Here is a 15,453-nt window from a genome sequence, read left to right as displayed (position 1 = left end):
TTATGTCTAGACATAATCTCATGACCCGCCACGCCGCCATCCGCGCCCAGATCGAGGCCCGCATCCTCTCCGGCGCGCTCCGCCCCGGCGACAAGCTGCCGTCGGAGGCGGAGCTGGTGGCGGAACATGGCGTGGCCCGGATGACGGCGAGCCGGGCCCTGGCCGATCTGGTCGCCGCCGGCCTGGTGGTGCGCCGGCGCAAGGCCGGCAGCTTCGTCGCGGTCCCGCGGGCGGAGGAATCGCTGTTCGGCATTCCCGACCTGCGCGCCACCCTCGGCCCCGGCCATGCCCATGCGGTGCTGCACCGCGCCACGCGCGCCGCGACCGCGGCGGACAAGGCGCGGCTCGGCGCCTTGCCGCGCGGCGCCCGCGTGCTGGCGCTTCAGGTGCGACACATGGCCGGCGCAGTGCCGCAGGCGATCGAGGACCGGCTGATCAACCTGGCCGCGGTGCCGGAGGCGGCGGCGGAGGATTTCGGCGCCGCGCCCCCCGGCTCCTGGCTGCTGGAACGCGTGCCCTGGACCGAGGCGGAGCATCGCATCGGCGCCCTCGCCGCTGATGCCGCGACCGCCGCACTTCTCGCCGTGGCGGAGGGCGCGCCCTGCCTGGTGCTGGACCGGCTGAGCCGCCGCGAGGGCCTGCCCGTCACCGCGGTGCGCTTCACCTATCCGGGCGACCGCCACGCCTTCACCGGCCGGTCCACGCCCCGGTTGCGCGAAGCCCCGCAACCGGGCATGCGGATATCATGATGCGCCAGATCCTCGCCGCCTCCGCGCTGCTGCCGCAAGGCTGGGCGCGCGATGTCCTGATCGAGACCGACGTTTTGGGTGACATCCGGTCCGTGACGCCGGGTGCCACGGCACCGGGCGTGCGGCGCCTTGCGGGCGCTGTGATACCCGGCGTGCCGAACCTGCACTCCCACGCCTTCCAGCGCGCCATGGCCGGCGGCGCCGAACGGCGCAGCCCGATGGGCCAGGACAGCTTCTGGACCTGGCGGGAGACGATGTACCGCTTCGTCGGGCGTTTCTCGCCCGAGGATGCCGAGGCCGTCGCCGCGCAACTCCACGTCGAACTCCTGGAACACGGCTTCTCGAGTCTTTGCGAATTCCACTACCTGCACCACCAGCCGGACGGCACGCCTTATGCCGACCGCGCCGAGATGGCGCGCCGGAACATCGCGGCGGCGCGGCGTACCGGCATCGGGCTCACCATGCTGCCCTCGCTCTACCGTCACGGCGGCATCTTCGGCGTGGCGCCGCATGAGGGCCAGCGGCGCTTCCTGAACGACCTCGGCGGCTTCTTCGCCATTGTGGACGCCACGCGCGCCGCCATCGGCCAGGACCCGCAGATGGCGCTCGGCCTCGCGCCGCATTCGCTGCGCGCGGTGACGCCCGAGATGCTGCGCGCCATCCAGGATTTCGCGGGCCCGATCCACATCCATGCGGCCGAGCAGCCGAAGGAAGTCGCGGAATGCCTCGCCGCCACGGGCGCGCGCCCCGTGCGCTGGCTGCTGGACAACGCGCCGCTCGATGCGCGCTGGGTGCTGATCCATGCGACGCATATGGACGCCACCGAAGTCGAGGGTCTCGCCCGCAGCGGCGCCGTCGCCGGCCTGTGCCCGACGACCGAAGCCTCGCTCGGCGACGGTATCTTCGCGCTGCCCGCCTGGCTCGCCGCCGGCGGAAGCTTCGGCATCGGCACCGACAGCCATGTCGGCACCGCACCACGCGACGAGCTGCGCCAGCTCGAGACCAGCCAGCGCCTGCGCGACAATTCACGCTCCGTCGCCACGGCGGACCAGAACCCGCATCCCGGGCGCACTTTGCTCGACGCCGTGCTGGCGGGCGGCGCGCAGGCCAGCGGCCGCCGCATCGGCGCCATCGCGCCGGGCCTGCGCGCGGACCTGGTGGAGCTCGACGCCCAGCACCCCACGCTGATCGGGCGGGAGGGTGATGCGCTGCTCGACGCCTGGGTGTTCAGCGGCCAGTCCAACCCGGTGAAGACCGTGGTCGTCGGCGGCCGCGCGGTGGTGGAGGGCGGCCGGCATCTCGACGCCATGGCGATACGGGACCAGTTTGGCGCCGCAATGCGGAGACTATTGGCATGAGTGGACAATTGGCCGGACAGGTGGCGATCATCACCGGCGGCAGCCGCGGCATCGGCCGCGCCATCGCGCTGCTGTTTGCCCGGGAAGGCGCCGACATCGCCTTCTGCCACCTGAACGATGCCGAGGGCGCGGATGCCGTCGTCGCACAGGTCGCGGCGCTGGGCCGCCGCGCCTTCGCGGCTTCGGTCGATGTCGCGGACCTGCCCGCGCTCCGAGCCTTCATCGCCGACGCGCAGGCGCAGCTGGGCCCCTGCGACATCCTGGTGAACAATGCCGGCCTGAACATTCGCGGCGCGATCGAGACGATCACGGAAGACATGTTCGACCGGGTGATGGATGTCCACGTCAAGGCCAGCTTCTTCGCCGCCCAGGCCGTCTGGGATGGCATGGCGGCGCGCGGCCGCGGCCGCATCATCACCACCGCCAGCCAGCTCGGGCTGAAGGGGGCCGCGAATATCGTGCCCTATTGCACCGCCAAGGCCGCGCTGATCGGGTTCACGCGCGCGCTGGGGCATGAGGGCGCGCCGAAGGGCATTCTGGTCAATGCCATCGCGCCGGGGCCGGTGGCCACCGACCTCACCGCGCAGCTTGGTCCCGAATGGGCGGCGAGCATCGGCGCGAAGCTGCCGATCGGCCGGGTGGGCCAGCCGGAGGAAATCGCGGCGGCGGCGCTGCTGCTGGCCTCCTCGCCCGGCGGCGACTTCTTCGTGGGCGCCACGCTGTCGCCGAATGGCGGCGACATCATGCATTGAGATGGCACGCCTCATCACCCTGAGCGCGGCACAGGCCGCGACGGCCGTCGAATGGGCCGCATCCGAGGGCTGGAATCCCGGCCTCTCGGACCTGCCCTGCTTCCTGGCGCAGGACGCCGGCCTGTTCCTCGCGGTGGAGGAAGACGGCGCACTGCTCAGCGTCATCTCCGCCACGCGCTATGCCCAAAAATTCGGGTTCATCGGCTTCTACATCGCGCGGCCGGAGCTGCGCGGGCAGGGGCACGGCATGGCGGTGTGGCGCGCCGCCATGGCGCAGCTTGAGGGCCGGCTGATCGGCCTGGATGGCGTGGTGGCGCAGCAGGACAACTACCGCAAATCCGGCTTCTCGCTCGCCTGGAACAATATCCGCTTCGGCGGCCTGCCGAGCCGCCCGCCGGCGCCGACCTCCGGCATCGTCCCGGCGGGCGATGTGCCTTTCACCGCCCTGGCCGCGCTGGACCGCAGCGTCTTCCCGGCAGATCGGGAAGCCTATCTCCGCGCCTGGATCGCCCAGCCCGGCCATGTCGCCCTGGCGGCCGTGGCCGATGGCGCGGTCACCGGCTTCGGCGTGATCCGCCCGGCGCGGGAGGGCCACAAGTTCGGCCCGCTCGTCGCCGAGAATGCGCAGGTGGCGCAGGCGCTGGCTGCCGCGCTGATCGCCCGTGTGCCGGAGGGCCCGGTCTACCTCGACGTGCCCGAACCGCACCGCGCCGCCGTGGCGCTGGCCGAATCCCTCGGCCTGACGCCCGGTTTCGAGACGGCGCGGATGTACACCGGCCCCGCGCCCGCGATCCGGGCGGAGCGGCTGTTCGGGGTGATGAGTTTCGAGTTGGGCTGATCAGCCGGCGCCATAGACCAGCAACACCCGCCCATCCGGCCGGGGCTCGGCCTGGCGCAGCGTCAGGCCGCGGCGCTGGGTGGTGTCGTCGAATAGCGGTGTGCCGGGGCCGGCGATCAGCGGATAGACCAGCAGCCGGAGTTCATCGACCAGCCCCGCCTGGATCAGGCTCGCCGTGGTCCGGCCGCCGCCGACCAGATAGATATCGCGCCCCGCCTGCCGTTTCAGTGCCGCCACGGCCGCCAGCCCATCCAGGCGCTGGGTGCCGGGCAGGCGTTCCTCCGGCAATTCGCGGGTCAGCACGTGGTGCGGCAGGCCACCGATGGCCTTGGCCCAGGCCAGCTCGCCCGGCGAAGGCGGCCGGCCTGTCGCCAGGGTGGGCTGCGAGGGATCGACCTGGATGCTCGTCCAATAGGCGACATAGCCAGGATACATGCCGCCGCCGAGGATGCAGGCGTCGATCCTTGGCGTCAGGCCGTAATCCTCGGACCAGGCCTCGACCCAGTCGGCGAGGCGGTCCGGCCCTTCGGTCCTGCCATCGAGTGAAATCTTCATCCCGGCGATCAGCTGGCGCATGGCGCTCTCTCCTTATGTTCAACCCTATGGTTGAGAATGAGGATGGGTCGCCAAAGAGTCAACCAAAAGGTTTAATGTCTGCCCTCAGGGCTGCGGCGTCGTCTGCAGCCTTGTCACCTCGAACCCCTGCTGCGCCGCGATGCCCACGGCTTCCGAATAGTCACCCGGCGCCAGGCTCGGCCTGCGCGCCAGGATCCACAGGTAATCCCGCCCGGGCGCGCCCACCACGGCCCAGCGATAGGCCGGGTCCAGCCCGATCACCCAGTAGTCGCCATAGAAGGGCCAGAAGAAGCTGACCCGCAGCCGGGCATTGCCGCTGCCCTCCACCGCATAGGCGCTGCCCTCCGCGATCCGGGGCGTGCCGTCATGGGCGAGGCAGCGATTGACCACCCCGACCTTGCCATCCGGCTGCGGCGTATAGGTGGCCGTGGTCGCGGTGCAGCCGCGGTCGCCGCCATCCTGGAAGCTGTTCGGCAGGCGGGCGATCTCGAACCAGGTCCCCGCATAGCGGGCCAGATCCACCTGCGGCACCGTGGCGACCGGCGGTCGGGCAGGGGTGGTGGCGCAGGCGCCCAGCAGCAGCATCAGCCCGACAATGGCTTTTTTCACGTCGCCCACTCCGATCCAGGAACAACACCTGGGGGCAACGCGGCGACATGCTCGAAGATGCCTCCGGCCGTGGTGATCCAGACCTGGTCGCGATGCGCGGCGATCTCGGTGAGCGCCCGGCGCAGGTGCCGCATGCGATGCGGCTGGCCGATGATATAGGGGTGCAGGGCGATGCCCATCACCTGCGGCAGCCCATCCGCCACCTGCGCCAGCCTTTCATGGAAATCGTCCAGGATCATGTCGGCGAAATCCGCGGCACCATCCTTGCGGCCGACCACAGAGGGGATGTCGTTCACCTCCTGCGGATAGGGCATGGCGAGCAGCTTGCCGGCCCGCGTCGTCATCCAGACCGGCGCGTCATCGGCGCACCAGTTCATGCTGTAGCGGTAGCCGGCCTCCGCCAGCAGGTCCGGCGTCACCCGGCTTTCGGCGATCCAGGGGCTGAGCCAGCCGGCGGGGGCGATGCCCTCATGCTTCCGGATCGCGGCGCTCGACTCGGCGATCAGCGCGGCCTCCTCGGCCTCCGGCAGGATCGACTGGCGTTCGGAATTGGTGCGGCCATGGCCGGCGATCTCGTCGCCCCGGGCGCGATGCGCGGCCAGAAGCTGCGGTGCGTAGTCGTACATGGCGCTGTTCACCAGCACCGTGGCGGGCAGGCGCAGCTCATCCAGCAGCGCCAGCAGGCGCCAGGCGCCGACGCGGTTGCCATAGTCGCGCCAGGCGAAGTTCAGCACATCCGGCTGCGGCCCGCCCGGCGCCAGCTCCGCCCCGAGTCCCTCGCCAAAGGCGAAATGCTCCAGGTTCACCCCGAGATAGACGGCCAGCGCCGCGCCGCCCGGCCAGGCATAGGGCGTGCGACCTTGCCAGGGGGCATAGTCGTAGCGTCCGTGGGTGGGCAGCATCGGGGCCTCCGGGATTGATCGCTCCGCAGCTTGGGGATTTCACGCCTTTCGGCAAGGCTTCGGCGCCCGGGGTGGGATGACCGGGGCGCGCGGCTGGCCTATGGTCCGTGCCGATATGGCAGAGGTCCGACAGAGGGGGGATGCGGCGTCCGCGCTGCTGCGGCGCGAGGCGCGCGCGGCACGCGGGCGTCTGGGGCTGCCGCTGGGCCTGGGCCTGGCGCAGGTCATCCTCGGCATTGCCCAGGCCTGGCTGATCGCCGGCCTCATCGCGAAGCTCCTTGGGTATGGCGCGGCGGGTTGGCCGGCGCTCGGCGCCGTCGCCGCGCTGGCGCTGGTCTCGGCCGGGCTCGGCGTGGCGCAGGAACGCGCGCTGATGGCGACCGGGGAGGCGGCGAAGGCCCGCCTGCGCGCCGCCGCCTTCGAACGCCTGCTGGCCCAGGGCGCCGAGGACAATCGCGGCGTCGGCGAGCGCGCCGCGCTGGTGGTCGACCGGATCGAGGCGCTGGAAGGTTTTCTGACGCGCTGGCTGCCGGCCGCCGCCCTGGCCATGGCCGCGCCAGTGCTGGTCGCGGGTGCCGCCTTCACGGTGGATGCCACCAGCGGCGCCATCCTGCTGGTCGCGGCGCTGCTGGTGCCCGTGGCCATGGCCGTCACCGGCATCGGCGCCGCCCAGGCCAGCAAGCGGCAATTCGCCGCGCTCGACATGCTCTCCGGCCGCTTCCTCGACCGCATGCGTGGCCTGCCCACTCTGGTGCTGTTCCGGCGGCAGGAGGCGGAGGCCCAGGCGCTGGGCGTGGCGGCGGAGGATCTGCGCCAGCGCACCATGCGGGTGCTGCGCGTCGCCTTCCTGTCCTCGGCCTCCATGGAGGCGCTGGCCGCCGGCGCCATCGCCTGCCTCGCCATCCGTCACGGCGCGGTGCTGGGCCAGAACCATCCCGACCCGGCCGGCGCCATCTTCTGCCTGCTGCTGGTGCCGGCGCTGTTCACGCCGCTGCGCGCCTTCTCCCAGGCCTATCACGAGCGCAGCGCCGCCAATGGCGCCGCCGCCGAACTGGCCCCGCTGCTGGCGACGGAGCCGCCGGGCGGGCTGGTGCTGGAGGAGATGCCGCGCAAGCTGGTGGTCAGCTTCCAGGACGTCCGCCTGACCTACGACCCCACCCGCCCGCCGGCGCTGGACGGGGTGAGCTTCCGGGCCGTGCCGGGGGAGACGGTGGTGCTGGCAGGAGCCTCGGGCGCCGGCAAGTCCTCCATCCTGCGGCTGCTGATGGGCTTCCGCAGGCCGGATTCGGGCCGCATTTCGCTCAATGGCCAGGACGCCACGCAGCTGACGCCGGCCGAGCTGCGGCGCCTGTCCTCCTATGTCGGCCAGCGCGCCCATCTGTTCCGTGCGACGATCCGGGAAAACATCGCCCTGGCCCGGCCCGATGCGACGCCCGCCGAGGTGGAGTCCGCGGCCACCGCCGCCCGCGTGACCGATTTTGCCAAGGCGCTGCCGGAGGGGCTGGAGACGCTGGTGGGGGAGGGTGGCTTCGGCCTGTCCGGCGGCCAGGCGCAGCGGGTGGCCATCGCCCGGGCCTTCCTGCGCGACACGCCGCTGGTGCTGCTGGACGAGCCGACGGCGCATCTGGACCCGGGGACGGAGGCCGAGGTGCTGGACAGCCTGCGCCGCCTCTGCACCGGCCGTACCGCCATCGTCGCCAGCCATTCCCGCGCCGCGCAGCGCCTGGGACGGGTGCTGGAAATTGCCGCCGGGCGCGTGGCGGGGCCGAGGATGGCCGGCGAATGACCGCGGACCTTCTGCGCATCCTGAGCCTCTGGCGCGGCCAGGCGGGCTGGCTGATCGCCGGCATCGTCACATCCTGCGCCGCGGTGCTGGCGGGGCTGGCGCTGCTGGGTCTCGCCGGGCGCGGGGTGGCGGAGGGGGTGACGCAATCGGCCATCTTCGCCGGCGGCGCGGTGGCGCTGATCTGGCTGCGGCCGGTGATCGTGCTGCGGCCCATCCTGCGCTACCTGGAACGGCTGGTGACCCATGCCGCCACCTTCCGGGCCCTGGCCGATACCCGCATCTGGTTCTTCCGCCGGCTGGCGGCGCGGCTGCCGGCTGGCCTCGGCATGCGCCGCGCGGGCGATCTGCTGGGCCGGCAGGTCTCCGACATCGATGCGCTGGACCGGGTCTATCTCGGCGCCGTGGTGCCCGGCGCGGCAGGGGCGACGGCGGTGCTGGCCATCGCCCTGCTGCTCGGCGCCATCGACCCACTTCTGGCCGCGCTGGTGGCGGTGCCGCTGGCGCTGGCCCTGCTGCTGCCGCCCCTGCTGGCGCCGGGCGCCGCCGCCGCCGGGCAGCGCGTGGCGGAACAGCAGGGCGCGCTGCGCGCCGCTGTGGTCGATCCGCTGACCGGCATCGAGGACACCCTGGCCGCCGGCGCCGAAGCCCGCGCCGCCGATCGCGTGGCGCGGGAGGGCGCGGCGTTGTCCGCCGCCCAGCGCGGCCTTGCCCGGCGCGGTGCCTGGGGCGGCGCGGCGGGTGCGCTTCTGACCCAGGCGGCGATGCTCGGCGCCCTGGCCTATGGGCTGGCGATGGGGCAGGCGGGGGTGGCCGCTGCCGTGCTCGGCCTGTTCCTGGCCCTGGCGGCGGCCGAAGCGCTGGGGATGATGCCGCGTGCTGGCGCCGCGCTGGCCGCCGCCGCCGCCGCCGCCCGCCGGCTGTTCGAGGCCGCCGACCAGGCGCCCCCGGTGGCGGAGCCGGAGGCACCGGCCGCCCTGCCCAAGGGCCATGCCATCCGCATCCGCGACCTGCACTTCGGCTGGGCACCGGACCGCCCGCCGGTCTTCAACGGGCTGGACCTGGATGTGCCGGAAGGCGCGCGGATCGCGCTGCTCGGGCCTTCCGGCATCGGCAAGTCCACCTTGACCTCGCTGCTCCTGAAGCTGGCCGCGCCGCAATCGGGCAGCATGACGCTGGGCGGGGTGGATATCGCGACGCTCGCCGCCGATGCGGTGCGTGGCCGCATCGCCTGCCTGACCCAGGATGCCCGCCTGTTCGACGACAGCATCGAGGCCAATCTGCGCCTTGCCCGGCCGGAGGCGCAGGAGGTGGCGCTGTGGCAGGCGCTGGACCGCGCCGGGATCGGGGAGGTGGTGCGCGGCCTGCCGGAGGGCCTCGCCACGCGTTGCGGCGAGGCCGGCGCCCGCTTCTCCGGCGGCCAGGCCCGCCGCCTGGTGCTGGCCCGCGCCCTACTCTCGGAGGCCCCGGTGCTGATCCTGGACGAGCCCGCGGCCGGGCTGGACCCGGAGACGGAGCGCGCCTTCCTGGAAACCCTGGGCGAGGCGACGGCGGGACGCACGGTGATCCTGATCGTCCACCGCCTGATCGGCGTGGAACGCCCGACGCGCATCCTGCGGCTGGTGGCGGGGCGCGCAATGCCGGCGATGGGGTAGGCGCCCGTCTCTCCACGGGTTGACGAATCGAAGGCATGCATGGATGCATGCAGGCATGACAGTCATCGCATCCCACGCCGATGGCGACGACCGTCGCGCTTCGGCTTCTGGCGGCACGATCGCCAAGGAGCCGCTTCAGGTCAGGATTCCCACCGCCGTCAAGCGCCGGTTCAAGGCCCATGCCGCGATGCGCGGGCTCGAACCGAGCCAGCTCTTCATCGAGATCTGGGAGCATTACGAGGCCACCTTCAAGGCCGACCCAACCCAGACCGAGACTTAGGACCATGACCCCCACACAGCCTGAACCGGACGCCTCCGCGGATTTCCGGAAGGCGGTTGGTGCCCAGAAGTTCGCGACGATCCTGGCCGACCCGCCCTGGCAGTTCGTGAATCGCACCGGGAAGATGGCCCCGGAGCACAAGCGCCTGTCCCGCTACAGCACCATGACGCTTCAGGAGATCAGCGCGCTTCCGGTGGATATCTGCCTTCTGCCGACGGCCCATCTGTATCTCTGGGTGCCCAACGCGCTTTTGCCCGAGGGTCTTCACGTCATGAAGGCCTGGGGATTCCAGTACAAATCCAATATTGTCTGGCACAAGCTTCGGAAGGATGGTGGTTCCGATGGCCGGGGCGTTGGGTTCTATTTTCGCAATGTCACCGAGATCCTGCTTTTCGGCACGCGCGGAAAGAACGCACGGACCTTGCAGCCTGGGCGCACGCAGGTGAATTACATCGGCACCCGGAAGCGGGAGCACAGCCGCAAGCCCGACGAACAATATGCCCTCATCGAGGGATGCAGCCCCGGCCCTCGGCTCGAGATGTTCGCGCGCGGACCGCGTCCCGGCTGGGCTGTCTGGGGCAACCAGTCCGAGGATTATGAGCCGACCTGGAAGACCTACGCCCATAATTCGGCGGCAGAGCAGCGCCAATTGGCGCTTGAATAGGCAGGTCTGAACTTTCGATCTGGGCAGCGTCTTCCTGCCCAGATAGCCTCCTTGCATGTTCGAATCGCTGGTTCAAAAAGGCTTTCAGGTCGAGTTCCTGTCGCACGCGAAGGCCATCCTGGGAGTCGACTTCCCCCAGGCGGCCGAGGAGTTGGAAAGCGCCCTCGCGACGACGACCATCCCGATTGAAGAAATCATGGCGGGTGGCGGCGGTGAGTCGAAGGGGACACAGCGCCTACGCCGGGCTCTGGCCGCCAAGGGCTGGCTCAAGACAACCTTTGTGGTTGAGAAGCGAATCAACGGCGTCCCAAGGGAAAGCCAATCCCATGAGGTCGACCACGTGCGCAGCTATGAGGACGGCTCCCGCCTTGCGCTCGAGATCGAATGGAACAACAAGGACCCCTTCTACGACCGGGATCTGGAGAATTTTAAGCGGCTCCATGCCGATGGCGCCATTTCGGTTGGCATCATCGTCACCAGGGGGAAGTCCCTGCACGCGAATATGCGGGACCTGGTGCGGCGTTTCCTGGAAGAGCGCGAACTCGGATCGTTGGAGGAGCTGAAGGGGTGGGGCTATCATCCAACCGCCCGGCAGCTCGCGGACATCACCAGACGGACGACCCGCGCCAAGAACCCCCTCGCTTTCCGCGAAGCCTTCACCGAGAAATTCGTGGCGGACAAATTCGGGGAGGCGACGACGCATTGGCGGAAGCTGGAGGACCGCATTCGCCGTGGCGTCGGCAATCCATGTCCGCTGGTCCTGATTGGGCTGCCCGACAGCATCGTCACATTCCACGAAGGCAAGGCGGCGCTTGCGGAGGTCGAGGCGGCCGAGGATGACGGGGTCGAGGACACCTCGTCCTGATCTGGTGCGGCCTACCCCCCATGCGCCGCGCGGCTATCGGCCGGCGCCTCCGCCCTCTCCCGCATCCCATAGTCGCGCAGCACGCCCGCCACCCGCAGACGGTAGTTGGAGAAAACCCCGGCCCGGCCTTCCGCCTGGGTGGCGCGATGCGCGCCGCGGCTGCGCCAGTCGGCCACCGCCGCCTCATCCCGCCAGAAGGAGAGCGACAGCAGCTTGCCGGGCTCGCTGAGCGATTCGAAGCGCTCGATGGAGAGGAAGCCATCCACCTCCCGCAACTCCGCCCGCAGCGCGGCGGCGAGGTCGAGGTAGTGCTGGCGCTCGCCCTCGGCGGGCCAGACCTCGAAGATGACGGCGATCATGGCATGGTCCTTCCCGGCGCTGGCGCATCCTGCCCGATGGACGGGCGGGGATGCTTCGGTGAGGCCCGAACCCGCCCGAACCGCCGGGTCTCGCCCTGGGCCATGCCACCAACCAGACTGAGCCCGGCGCGGAGGGAATGCGCCGCTTCACCCGGAAGGACGGCACGCCCTGGTGAGGTGCCGTCCGCCGGATATCAGAAGAAGGCTTCCTTCACCCCGCCGAGCCAGAAGCCCAGCGTCGCCTTGGTCTCGCTGGTCGGCACCGGCTTCTCGAAGACGATCTCCGTGCCACCGACCAGCGCGCCCGTGCTGTCGGTGATCTGCGGGTTCACCGCATCGATCAGCGCCTCCGCCTCCGCCAGCGGCAGCACGCCGAAATGGCCGAGGGTGCGGGCCAGCACGCCATATTTCACCCGCGCCGCGCCATCCGCCGTCTTGATGGCGATGCCGAGGCCGCTGTCCGGCACGGCGGCCAGCAGGAAGCCCTCCGCCCCGCCCTTCACCACCACGCGCCCGCCGGTCGCCCGCACGATGCGGGAGGTCGGTGAATCGAGGCCGGAGAGGTGGTCCGGAAAGGCCGCCATGGCGCCCAGCACCCGCTTCGCCGCCGCGCGACGGGCGGCGTTGGGGGAATAGCCGAGGCCGAGCCGCGCCACCGCCTTGGCCAGGTCGCGCATCGGCATGGCCAGCGCCGGCAGGCCGCAGCCATCGCGCCCGACCGGCAGCTTCGTCGCATCCCGGCCGAGATAGTCGGAGAGGATCGACAGATACAGCTTCTGCGCCGGATGCGCCGGATCGGCATAGTCCAGCCCGGCGCCGAGATGCTTCGCCACGGTCAGGAAGCCGCAATGCTTGCCGGAGCAGTTGTGGTAGATGCGCCGCGCCCCGCCATTGGCGAAAGCCGTCGCCTGATCGGCCTCCCGCCGCGGCAAAGCCGGGCCGCAGACCAGTGCCTCCTCGGTCAGGCCGAGCCGGCCCAGCCAGTCGCCGACCAGCCCGACCTGGAAGGGCTCCGCATCATGCGAGGCGCAGGCCATGGCGATGTATTCGTCGCTGAGGTTGAAGGCCTCCGCCGCGCCGCTTTCCACCAGCCCCATCGCCTGGAAGGGCTTGAGGGCGGAGCGCGGGAAGGTCATCAGACCCGCATCGCCCCAGCTGCCGAGCAGCTTGCCCTCAAAATTCGTCACCACCACCGTGCCGCGATGCACGCTTTCCACCACCGGCCCGCGCCAGATCCGCGCGAGTTCGACATAGTCGGTGCCGTCCGTCATCAAAGCCCTCCCTGGCCAATCCGACAGTCTGTGGGGAGGATTGGCCAGGGCGCAAGGTTGTTGCGTTATCTGGCGCGCCCGGGTCGGCCATAGACCGCGGCGATGGCCGGCGAGGCCTCGCGCCACTTCACATAGATCTTGCCGATATCCGACAGCGGCTTCATCAGCAGCCGCAGGTTCACCAGGAAGGCCGCCGCGCCGGCAATCTCCCCGCCGCCCGGCAACAAGGCGGGCGCCAGGTACCAGGCGAGCAAAGCGGAGGCGCCGACGAAGCTCCAGAGCATCGCGTCCAGCCCGCGCTCGGTGAGCCATTTCAGCACCTCGAAGCGCAGCGTGCCGCGGAAGATGCGTTCCTGCGTCGCGGCGAAATCGCCCTCCTGCCCGCGTCCCGTGGTCGCGGCGATGTGCCGCTGCCAGCCGAGAATCTGGCCGCTGATCGCTTCCAGCCGATGGCCCAGCAGCCAGACGCAGGCCAGCGCCGGAAGCACGGCGGCCAGCATCAGCGGCACCCATTCGGCGCCAAGGGTCAATTGCCAGGCGAGCACGCCGGTGATCTCCGCCGGGATGCGCCAGCCATCCTTGTAGACGGCCTCGAAGCCTTTGCGCGCCACCTCGCAGCCGAACAGCACCTGGCTGACATCGCGCGGCGCATCCTCCGCCAGGCGGCGTTCCAGGTAGGTGCGCTGGAGGTTGACCAGGATGCGCGCCTCCATGGCCTTGGAGGCGATCTTCTCCGCGAATTCGCAGCAGGCGACGGCCAGCAGCACGGCGGCGGCGACCGGGGCGAGGTCCGCCACCAGCCCGCCCAGCGTCGCTTCCGGCAGGCGCAGCGCCGCGACCGCATCGCGCGCCAGCCAGGCATAGGCGGGCATGGCGGCCGCCTTGGCGGCCAGCGCCGCCGTCAGCGCCGCGACGAACCAGCGCAGCCGCCAGAGCGTCGCCGCCATCTCCGCCGCAAGATGCGCGGGGACGGCGCGCGCCGCCCCCATCACCATCTCACCCGGCATCGGGCAGGCTGAAGCCGGAGACCCGGGCGCGGTCGGTCAGCAGCGCCGTGCCATCCGGCAGCAGCGCGACGGAGCGCACGCCGGCGGGGAAGCCCGGCACGGCCTGCCAGGCGCTGCCTTCGCGCTTCTGCCAGGCGGCCTGGCGGTTCCAGGCGAGGATGCGACCCTCCCGTGCCGTCAGGCTGAATTCGCCACCCTTGGCGTCGTCCGGCGTCGCGTCGGTGGTCGTGCCATCGGCGGCGATCGCCACCAGCCCGTCCTCGGCGGTGGCCAGCAGGGTCGCGCCATCGGTGACGAAGCTCGCCTCATGCAGCGCCACATCGGCGAAGGGCGCGACGGTGCCGGCCGCGTCCAGGCGCAGCAGGCCATGGTCATCGACGGCCATCAGCAGCCCGTCCTTGCTGAAGGCCAGGCCCTCGATGGAGGCCGCCGGCACCGCATCGACCGGGCCGAGATGCTCGGGATTGTCCAGCGCGGCGCTGAACAGGCCCTGCTTGGTGCCGAGCCACAGCCTGCCGGCACCGACCGCCAGGCTGCGCAACTCGCCGAAATGGCGGACGCCATTGGCCAGCTTCGGCTTCAGGTAGTCGATCCGCGCGCCATTGTCGCGGGTGACGAAAAGCCCGCGCTGCGTCAGCAGGAACCAGCGGCCGTCCTCGGCGCGGGCCATGCGCTCGGCATCCAGCACGTCCCATTCCGCATCCGCCTTCTGCCAGCTCGCGCCGCCATCGACGGAGTGGAAGCTGCCGAAGGAGCAGGTGGCGAGGACATTGACGCCATCCAGCGCGAACAGCCGCTTGCGCTTGCCGAGGGTGCGGTCCGTGAACAGGCCGGCCGAGAGGTCGCTGACGCGATGGCGCAGCGGGTCGAACAGGAACAGGCCCTGCACGCCGCCGAACAGGATGCCGTCGGGCAGCAGATGCACATGTTCCGCATCGGCCAACGCCGGGTGGAAGATCTCGGCCTTGCGGCGCCCCGGGCCGGCGATCTCCGCCTTGTCGCCGTCCAGCACCAGCACGCCGCCATCGGCGCGCAATTCGGCGGCGGTGATCGGATGCTTCTTGTAGCCGCCCGGCATCGCCGTGCGCGGGCGGGCACCGCGCCACTTGGTGACGATGCGCGTGGCATCGGCTGCGACGACGATGTCGCCGTAATCGCCCATCTCCGTGAGGGTCCAGGTCACGCCGCCGTCCAGGCTCTCGGCCAGGGCCGGCAGGCGCTGCATGCCCTGCTTCTTCACCGCCACCAGGATGCGGCCGGGCTGTTCCCAGATTCGGATCACCTCGAAGCCGGTTTCGCCCAGCAGGCGGGTCCAGCCCGCCTCACCGAAGGCGAAGACGCCGGTCTTGCTGCCGGCCAGGATGCGGCCGGAGGCGGCGGTGACCGGGCCGAGCTTCTCGCCCTCCGGCCCCTCGATCCAGCGCAGGACGCGGCCGGTGCCATCGGCCTGCAGAACGCGGCGGCCGATCACCGCGACGAAGCCGCCCGGTGCCGGGCCGAGGCCGCGGACTTCCTCCGCCGGCAGGCCGGGCAGGGGGGCCAGCTTCTGGCCGGATTCGTAGCGCAGCAGGCCGGCCTGGGTCGCGACCAGGATCGCGTCATCGAGGCGCAGCGTCGCCTTCACCTCGGCGCGCGCGGCCGCCTCGATCGCGGAGGGATCGCGCGGCAGCACGCCGATGGCGGCCGTCATATGAATATCCATGGGGTGTTCCAAATTCGGCGACCGGCCCGGCCCTGTGGCCGGGGCGCCCCCGCAGGGGTCGCTGACGGTCGCCTGTTCAGGGT

Annotated in this window: 16 protein-coding genes; 9 read left to right on the top strand and 7 right to left on the bottom strand. The window is 71.1% G+C overall.

The window, feature by feature from the left end; translation table 11 throughout:
* Positions 1 to 20 precede the first annotated feature (20 nt).
* The 4 genes from JJQ90_RS00605 to JJQ90_RS00590 are packed head-to-tail and all read left to right on the top strand — an operon-like array spanning position 21 to position 3,697.
* Complete coding sequence (locus JJQ90_RS00605) at positions 21 to 749, top strand: UTRA domain-containing protein (RefSeq protein ID WP_216872539.1); 729 nt, start codon at positions 21 to 23, stop codon at positions 747 to 749.
* Positions 746 to 2,107: a formimidoylglutamate deiminase gene (locus JJQ90_RS00600; RefSeq protein WP_329959331.1), complete on the top strand. Its 1,362-nt coding sequence runs from the start codon at positions 746 to 748 to the stop codon at positions 2,105 to 2,107. The genes JJQ90_RS00605 and JJQ90_RS00600 overlap by 4 nt, the downstream gene beginning before the upstream one ends.
* Complete coding sequence (locus JJQ90_RS00595) at positions 2,104 to 2,859, top strand: SDR family NAD(P)-dependent oxidoreductase (RefSeq protein WP_216872538.1); 756 nt, start codon at positions 2,104 to 2,106, stop codon at positions 2,857 to 2,859. Before JJQ90_RS00600 ends, JJQ90_RS00595 begins: the two co-directional genes overlap by 4 nt.
* Position 2,860: 1 nt before the next feature.
* Positions 2,861 to 3,697, top strand: a complete 837-nt coding sequence (locus JJQ90_RS00590; protein ID WP_216872537.1) for a GNAT family N-acetyltransferase — start codon at positions 2,861 to 2,863, stop codon at positions 3,695 to 3,697.
* Here the strand turns inward: JJQ90_RS00590 and JJQ90_RS00585 are convergent, their stop codons facing one another.
* From JJQ90_RS00585 to JJQ90_RS00575, 3 genes are all read right to left on the bottom strand, one after another.
* The gene (locus JJQ90_RS00585; RefSeq protein ID WP_216872536.1) at positions 3,698 to 4,273 is read right to left on the bottom strand and encodes a dihydrofolate reductase family protein; all 576 of its coding nucleotides are present in this window, start codon (positions 4,271 to 4,273) and stop codon (positions 3,698 to 3,700) included.
* Positions 4,274 to 4,357: 84 nt separating this feature from the next.
* Positions 4,358 to 4,882 (bottom strand): lipocalin family protein, encoded by a 525-nt coding sequence (locus tag JJQ90_RS00580; RefSeq protein WP_216872535.1) that lies wholly within the window; start codon positions 4,880 to 4,882, stop codon positions 4,358 to 4,360.
* A complete protein-coding gene (locus JJQ90_RS00575; RefSeq protein WP_216872534.1) occupies positions 4,879 to 5,784 on the bottom strand; it encodes a polysaccharide deacetylase family protein in 906 nt (301 codons plus the stop codon). The genes JJQ90_RS00580 and JJQ90_RS00575 overlap by 4 nt, the downstream gene beginning before the upstream one ends.
* Positions 5,785 to 5,899: 115 nt before the next feature.
* Between JJQ90_RS00575 and cydD the strand changes: the two genes are divergently transcribed.
* Genes cydD through JJQ90_RS00550 form a run of 5 tightly spaced genes read left to right on the top strand, consistent with a single transcriptional unit; the run spans position 5,900 to position 11,031 of the window.
* The gene (gene cydD, locus JJQ90_RS00570; RefSeq protein WP_216872533.1) at positions 5,900 to 7,570 is read left to right on the top strand and encodes a thiol reductant ABC exporter subunit CydD; all 1,671 of its coding nucleotides are present in this window, start codon (positions 5,900 to 5,902) and stop codon (positions 7,568 to 7,570) included.
* A complete protein-coding gene (gene cydC / locus JJQ90_RS00565; protein WP_216872532.1) occupies positions 7,567 to 9,222 on the top strand; it encodes a thiol reductant ABC exporter subunit CydC in 1,656 nt (551 codons plus the stop codon). The genes cydD and cydC overlap by 4 nt, the downstream gene beginning before the upstream one ends.
* A gap of 55 nt (positions 9,223 to 9,277) precedes the next feature.
* A complete protein-coding gene (locus tag JJQ90_RS00560; RefSeq protein WP_216872531.1) occupies positions 9,278 to 9,502 on the top strand; it encodes a hypothetical protein in 225 nt (74 codons plus the stop codon).
* 4 nt (positions 9,503 to 9,506) lie between these two features.
* Positions 9,507 to 10,166 (top strand): MT-A70 family methyltransferase, encoded by a 660-nt coding sequence (locus tag JJQ90_RS00555; RefSeq protein ID WP_216872530.1) that lies wholly within the window; start codon positions 9,507 to 9,509, stop codon positions 10,164 to 10,166.
* A gap of 55 nt (positions 10,167 to 10,221) precedes the next feature.
* Entirely contained in the window at positions 10,222 to 11,031 is an 810-nt protein-coding gene (locus JJQ90_RS00550) for a BglII/BstYI family type II restriction endonuclease (RefSeq protein ID WP_216872529.1), read from the top strand.
* A gap of 11 nt (positions 11,032 to 11,042) precedes the next feature.
* Here the strand turns inward: JJQ90_RS00550 and JJQ90_RS00545 are convergent, their stop codons facing one another.
* The 4 genes from JJQ90_RS00545 to JJQ90_RS00530 all read right to left on the bottom strand — a co-directional run bounded on the left by JJQ90_RS00545 (position 11,043) and on the right by JJQ90_RS00530 (position 15,358).
* Positions 11,043 to 11,390, bottom strand: coding sequence for an antibiotic biosynthesis monooxygenase family protein (locus JJQ90_RS00545; protein ID WP_216872528.1), 348 nt, complete (start codon positions 11,388 to 11,390; stop codon positions 11,043 to 11,045).
* 194 nt (positions 11,391 to 11,584) lie between these two features.
* Entirely contained in the window at positions 11,585 to 12,661 is a 1,077-nt protein-coding gene (locus tag JJQ90_RS00540; protein ID WP_216872527.1) for an asparaginase, read from the bottom strand.
* Positions 12,662 to 12,726: 65 nt separating this feature from the next.
* Positions 12,727 to 13,668, bottom strand: a complete 942-nt coding sequence (locus JJQ90_RS00535) for a hypothetical protein (protein WP_216872526.1) — start codon at positions 13,666 to 13,668, stop codon at positions 12,727 to 12,729.
* Complete coding sequence (locus tag JJQ90_RS00530) at positions 13,658 to 15,358, bottom strand: beta propeller repeat protein (protein WP_216872525.1); 1,701 nt, start codon at positions 15,356 to 15,358, stop codon at positions 13,658 to 13,660. Before JJQ90_RS00530 ends, JJQ90_RS00535 begins: the two co-directional genes overlap by 11 nt.
* Between the last annotated feature and the right edge of the window lie 95 nt (positions 15,359 to 15,453).

The organism is Falsiroseomonas oleicola, assembly GCF_019029495.1.
Lineage (GTDB): Bacteria > Pseudomonadota > Alphaproteobacteria > Acetobacterales > Acetobacteraceae > Falsiroseomonas > Falsiroseomonas oleicola.
This window is presented reverse-complemented; position numbering and strand designations above follow the sequence as displayed.

What these genes read in the sequence shown, in the direction of transcription:
- JJQ90_RS00605 (WP_216872539.1), top strand. Translation starts at nt 21, where the DNA reads ATGACCCGCCACGCCGCCATCCGCGCCCAGATCGAGGCCCGCATCCTC.
- JJQ90_RS00600 (WP_329959331.1), top strand. Translation starts at nt 746, where the DNA reads ATGATGCGCCAGATCCTCGCCGCCTCCGCGCTGCTGCCGCAAGGCTGG.
- JJQ90_RS00595 (WP_216872538.1), top strand. Translation starts at nt 2,104, where the DNA reads ATGAGTGGACAATTGGCCGGACAGGTGGCGATCATCACCGGCGGCAGC.
- JJQ90_RS00590 (WP_216872537.1), top strand. Translation starts at nt 2,861, where the DNA reads ATGGCACGCCTCATCACCCTGAGCGCGGCACAGGCCGCGACGGCCGTC.
- JJQ90_RS00585 (WP_216872536.1), bottom strand. Translation starts at nt 4,273, where the DNA reads ATGCGCCAGCTGATCGCCGGGATGAAGATTTCACTCGATGGCAGGACC.
- JJQ90_RS00575 (WP_216872534.1), bottom strand. Translation starts at nt 5,784, where the DNA reads ATGCTGCCCACCCACGGACGCTACGACTATGCCCCCTGGCAAGGTCGC.
- cydD (WP_216872533.1), top strand. Translation starts at nt 5,900, where the DNA reads ATGGCAGAGGTCCGACAGAGGGGGGATGCGGCGTCCGCGCTGCTGCGG.
- cydC (WP_216872532.1), top strand. Translation starts at nt 7,567, where the DNA reads ATGACCGCGGACCTTCTGCGCATCCTGAGCCTCTGGCGCGGCCAGGCG.
- JJQ90_RS00560 (WP_216872531.1), top strand. Translation starts at nt 9,278, where the DNA reads ATGACAGTCATCGCATCCCACGCCGATGGCGACGACCGTCGCGCTTCG.
- JJQ90_RS00555 (WP_216872530.1), top strand. Translation starts at nt 9,507, where the DNA reads ATGACCCCCACACAGCCTGAACCGGACGCCTCCGCGGATTTCCGGAAG.
- JJQ90_RS00550 (WP_216872529.1), top strand. Translation starts at nt 10,222, where the DNA reads ATGTTCGAATCGCTGGTTCAAAAAGGCTTTCAGGTCGAGTTCCTGTCG.
- JJQ90_RS00545 (WP_216872528.1), bottom strand. Translation starts at nt 11,390, where the DNA reads ATGATCGCCGTCATCTTCGAGGTCTGGCCCGCCGAGGGCGAGCGCCAG.
- JJQ90_RS00540 (WP_216872527.1), bottom strand. Translation starts at nt 12,661, where the DNA reads ATGACGGACGGCACCGACTATGTCGAACTCGCGCGGATCTGGCGCGGG.
- JJQ90_RS00535 (WP_216872526.1), bottom strand. Translation starts at nt 13,668, where the DNA reads ATGCCGGGTGAGATGGTGATGGGGGCGGCGCGCGCCGTCCCCGCGCAT.
- JJQ90_RS00530 (WP_216872525.1), bottom strand. Translation starts at nt 15,358, where the DNA reads ATGACGGCCGCCATCGGCGTGCTGCCGCGCGATCCCTCCGCGATCGAG.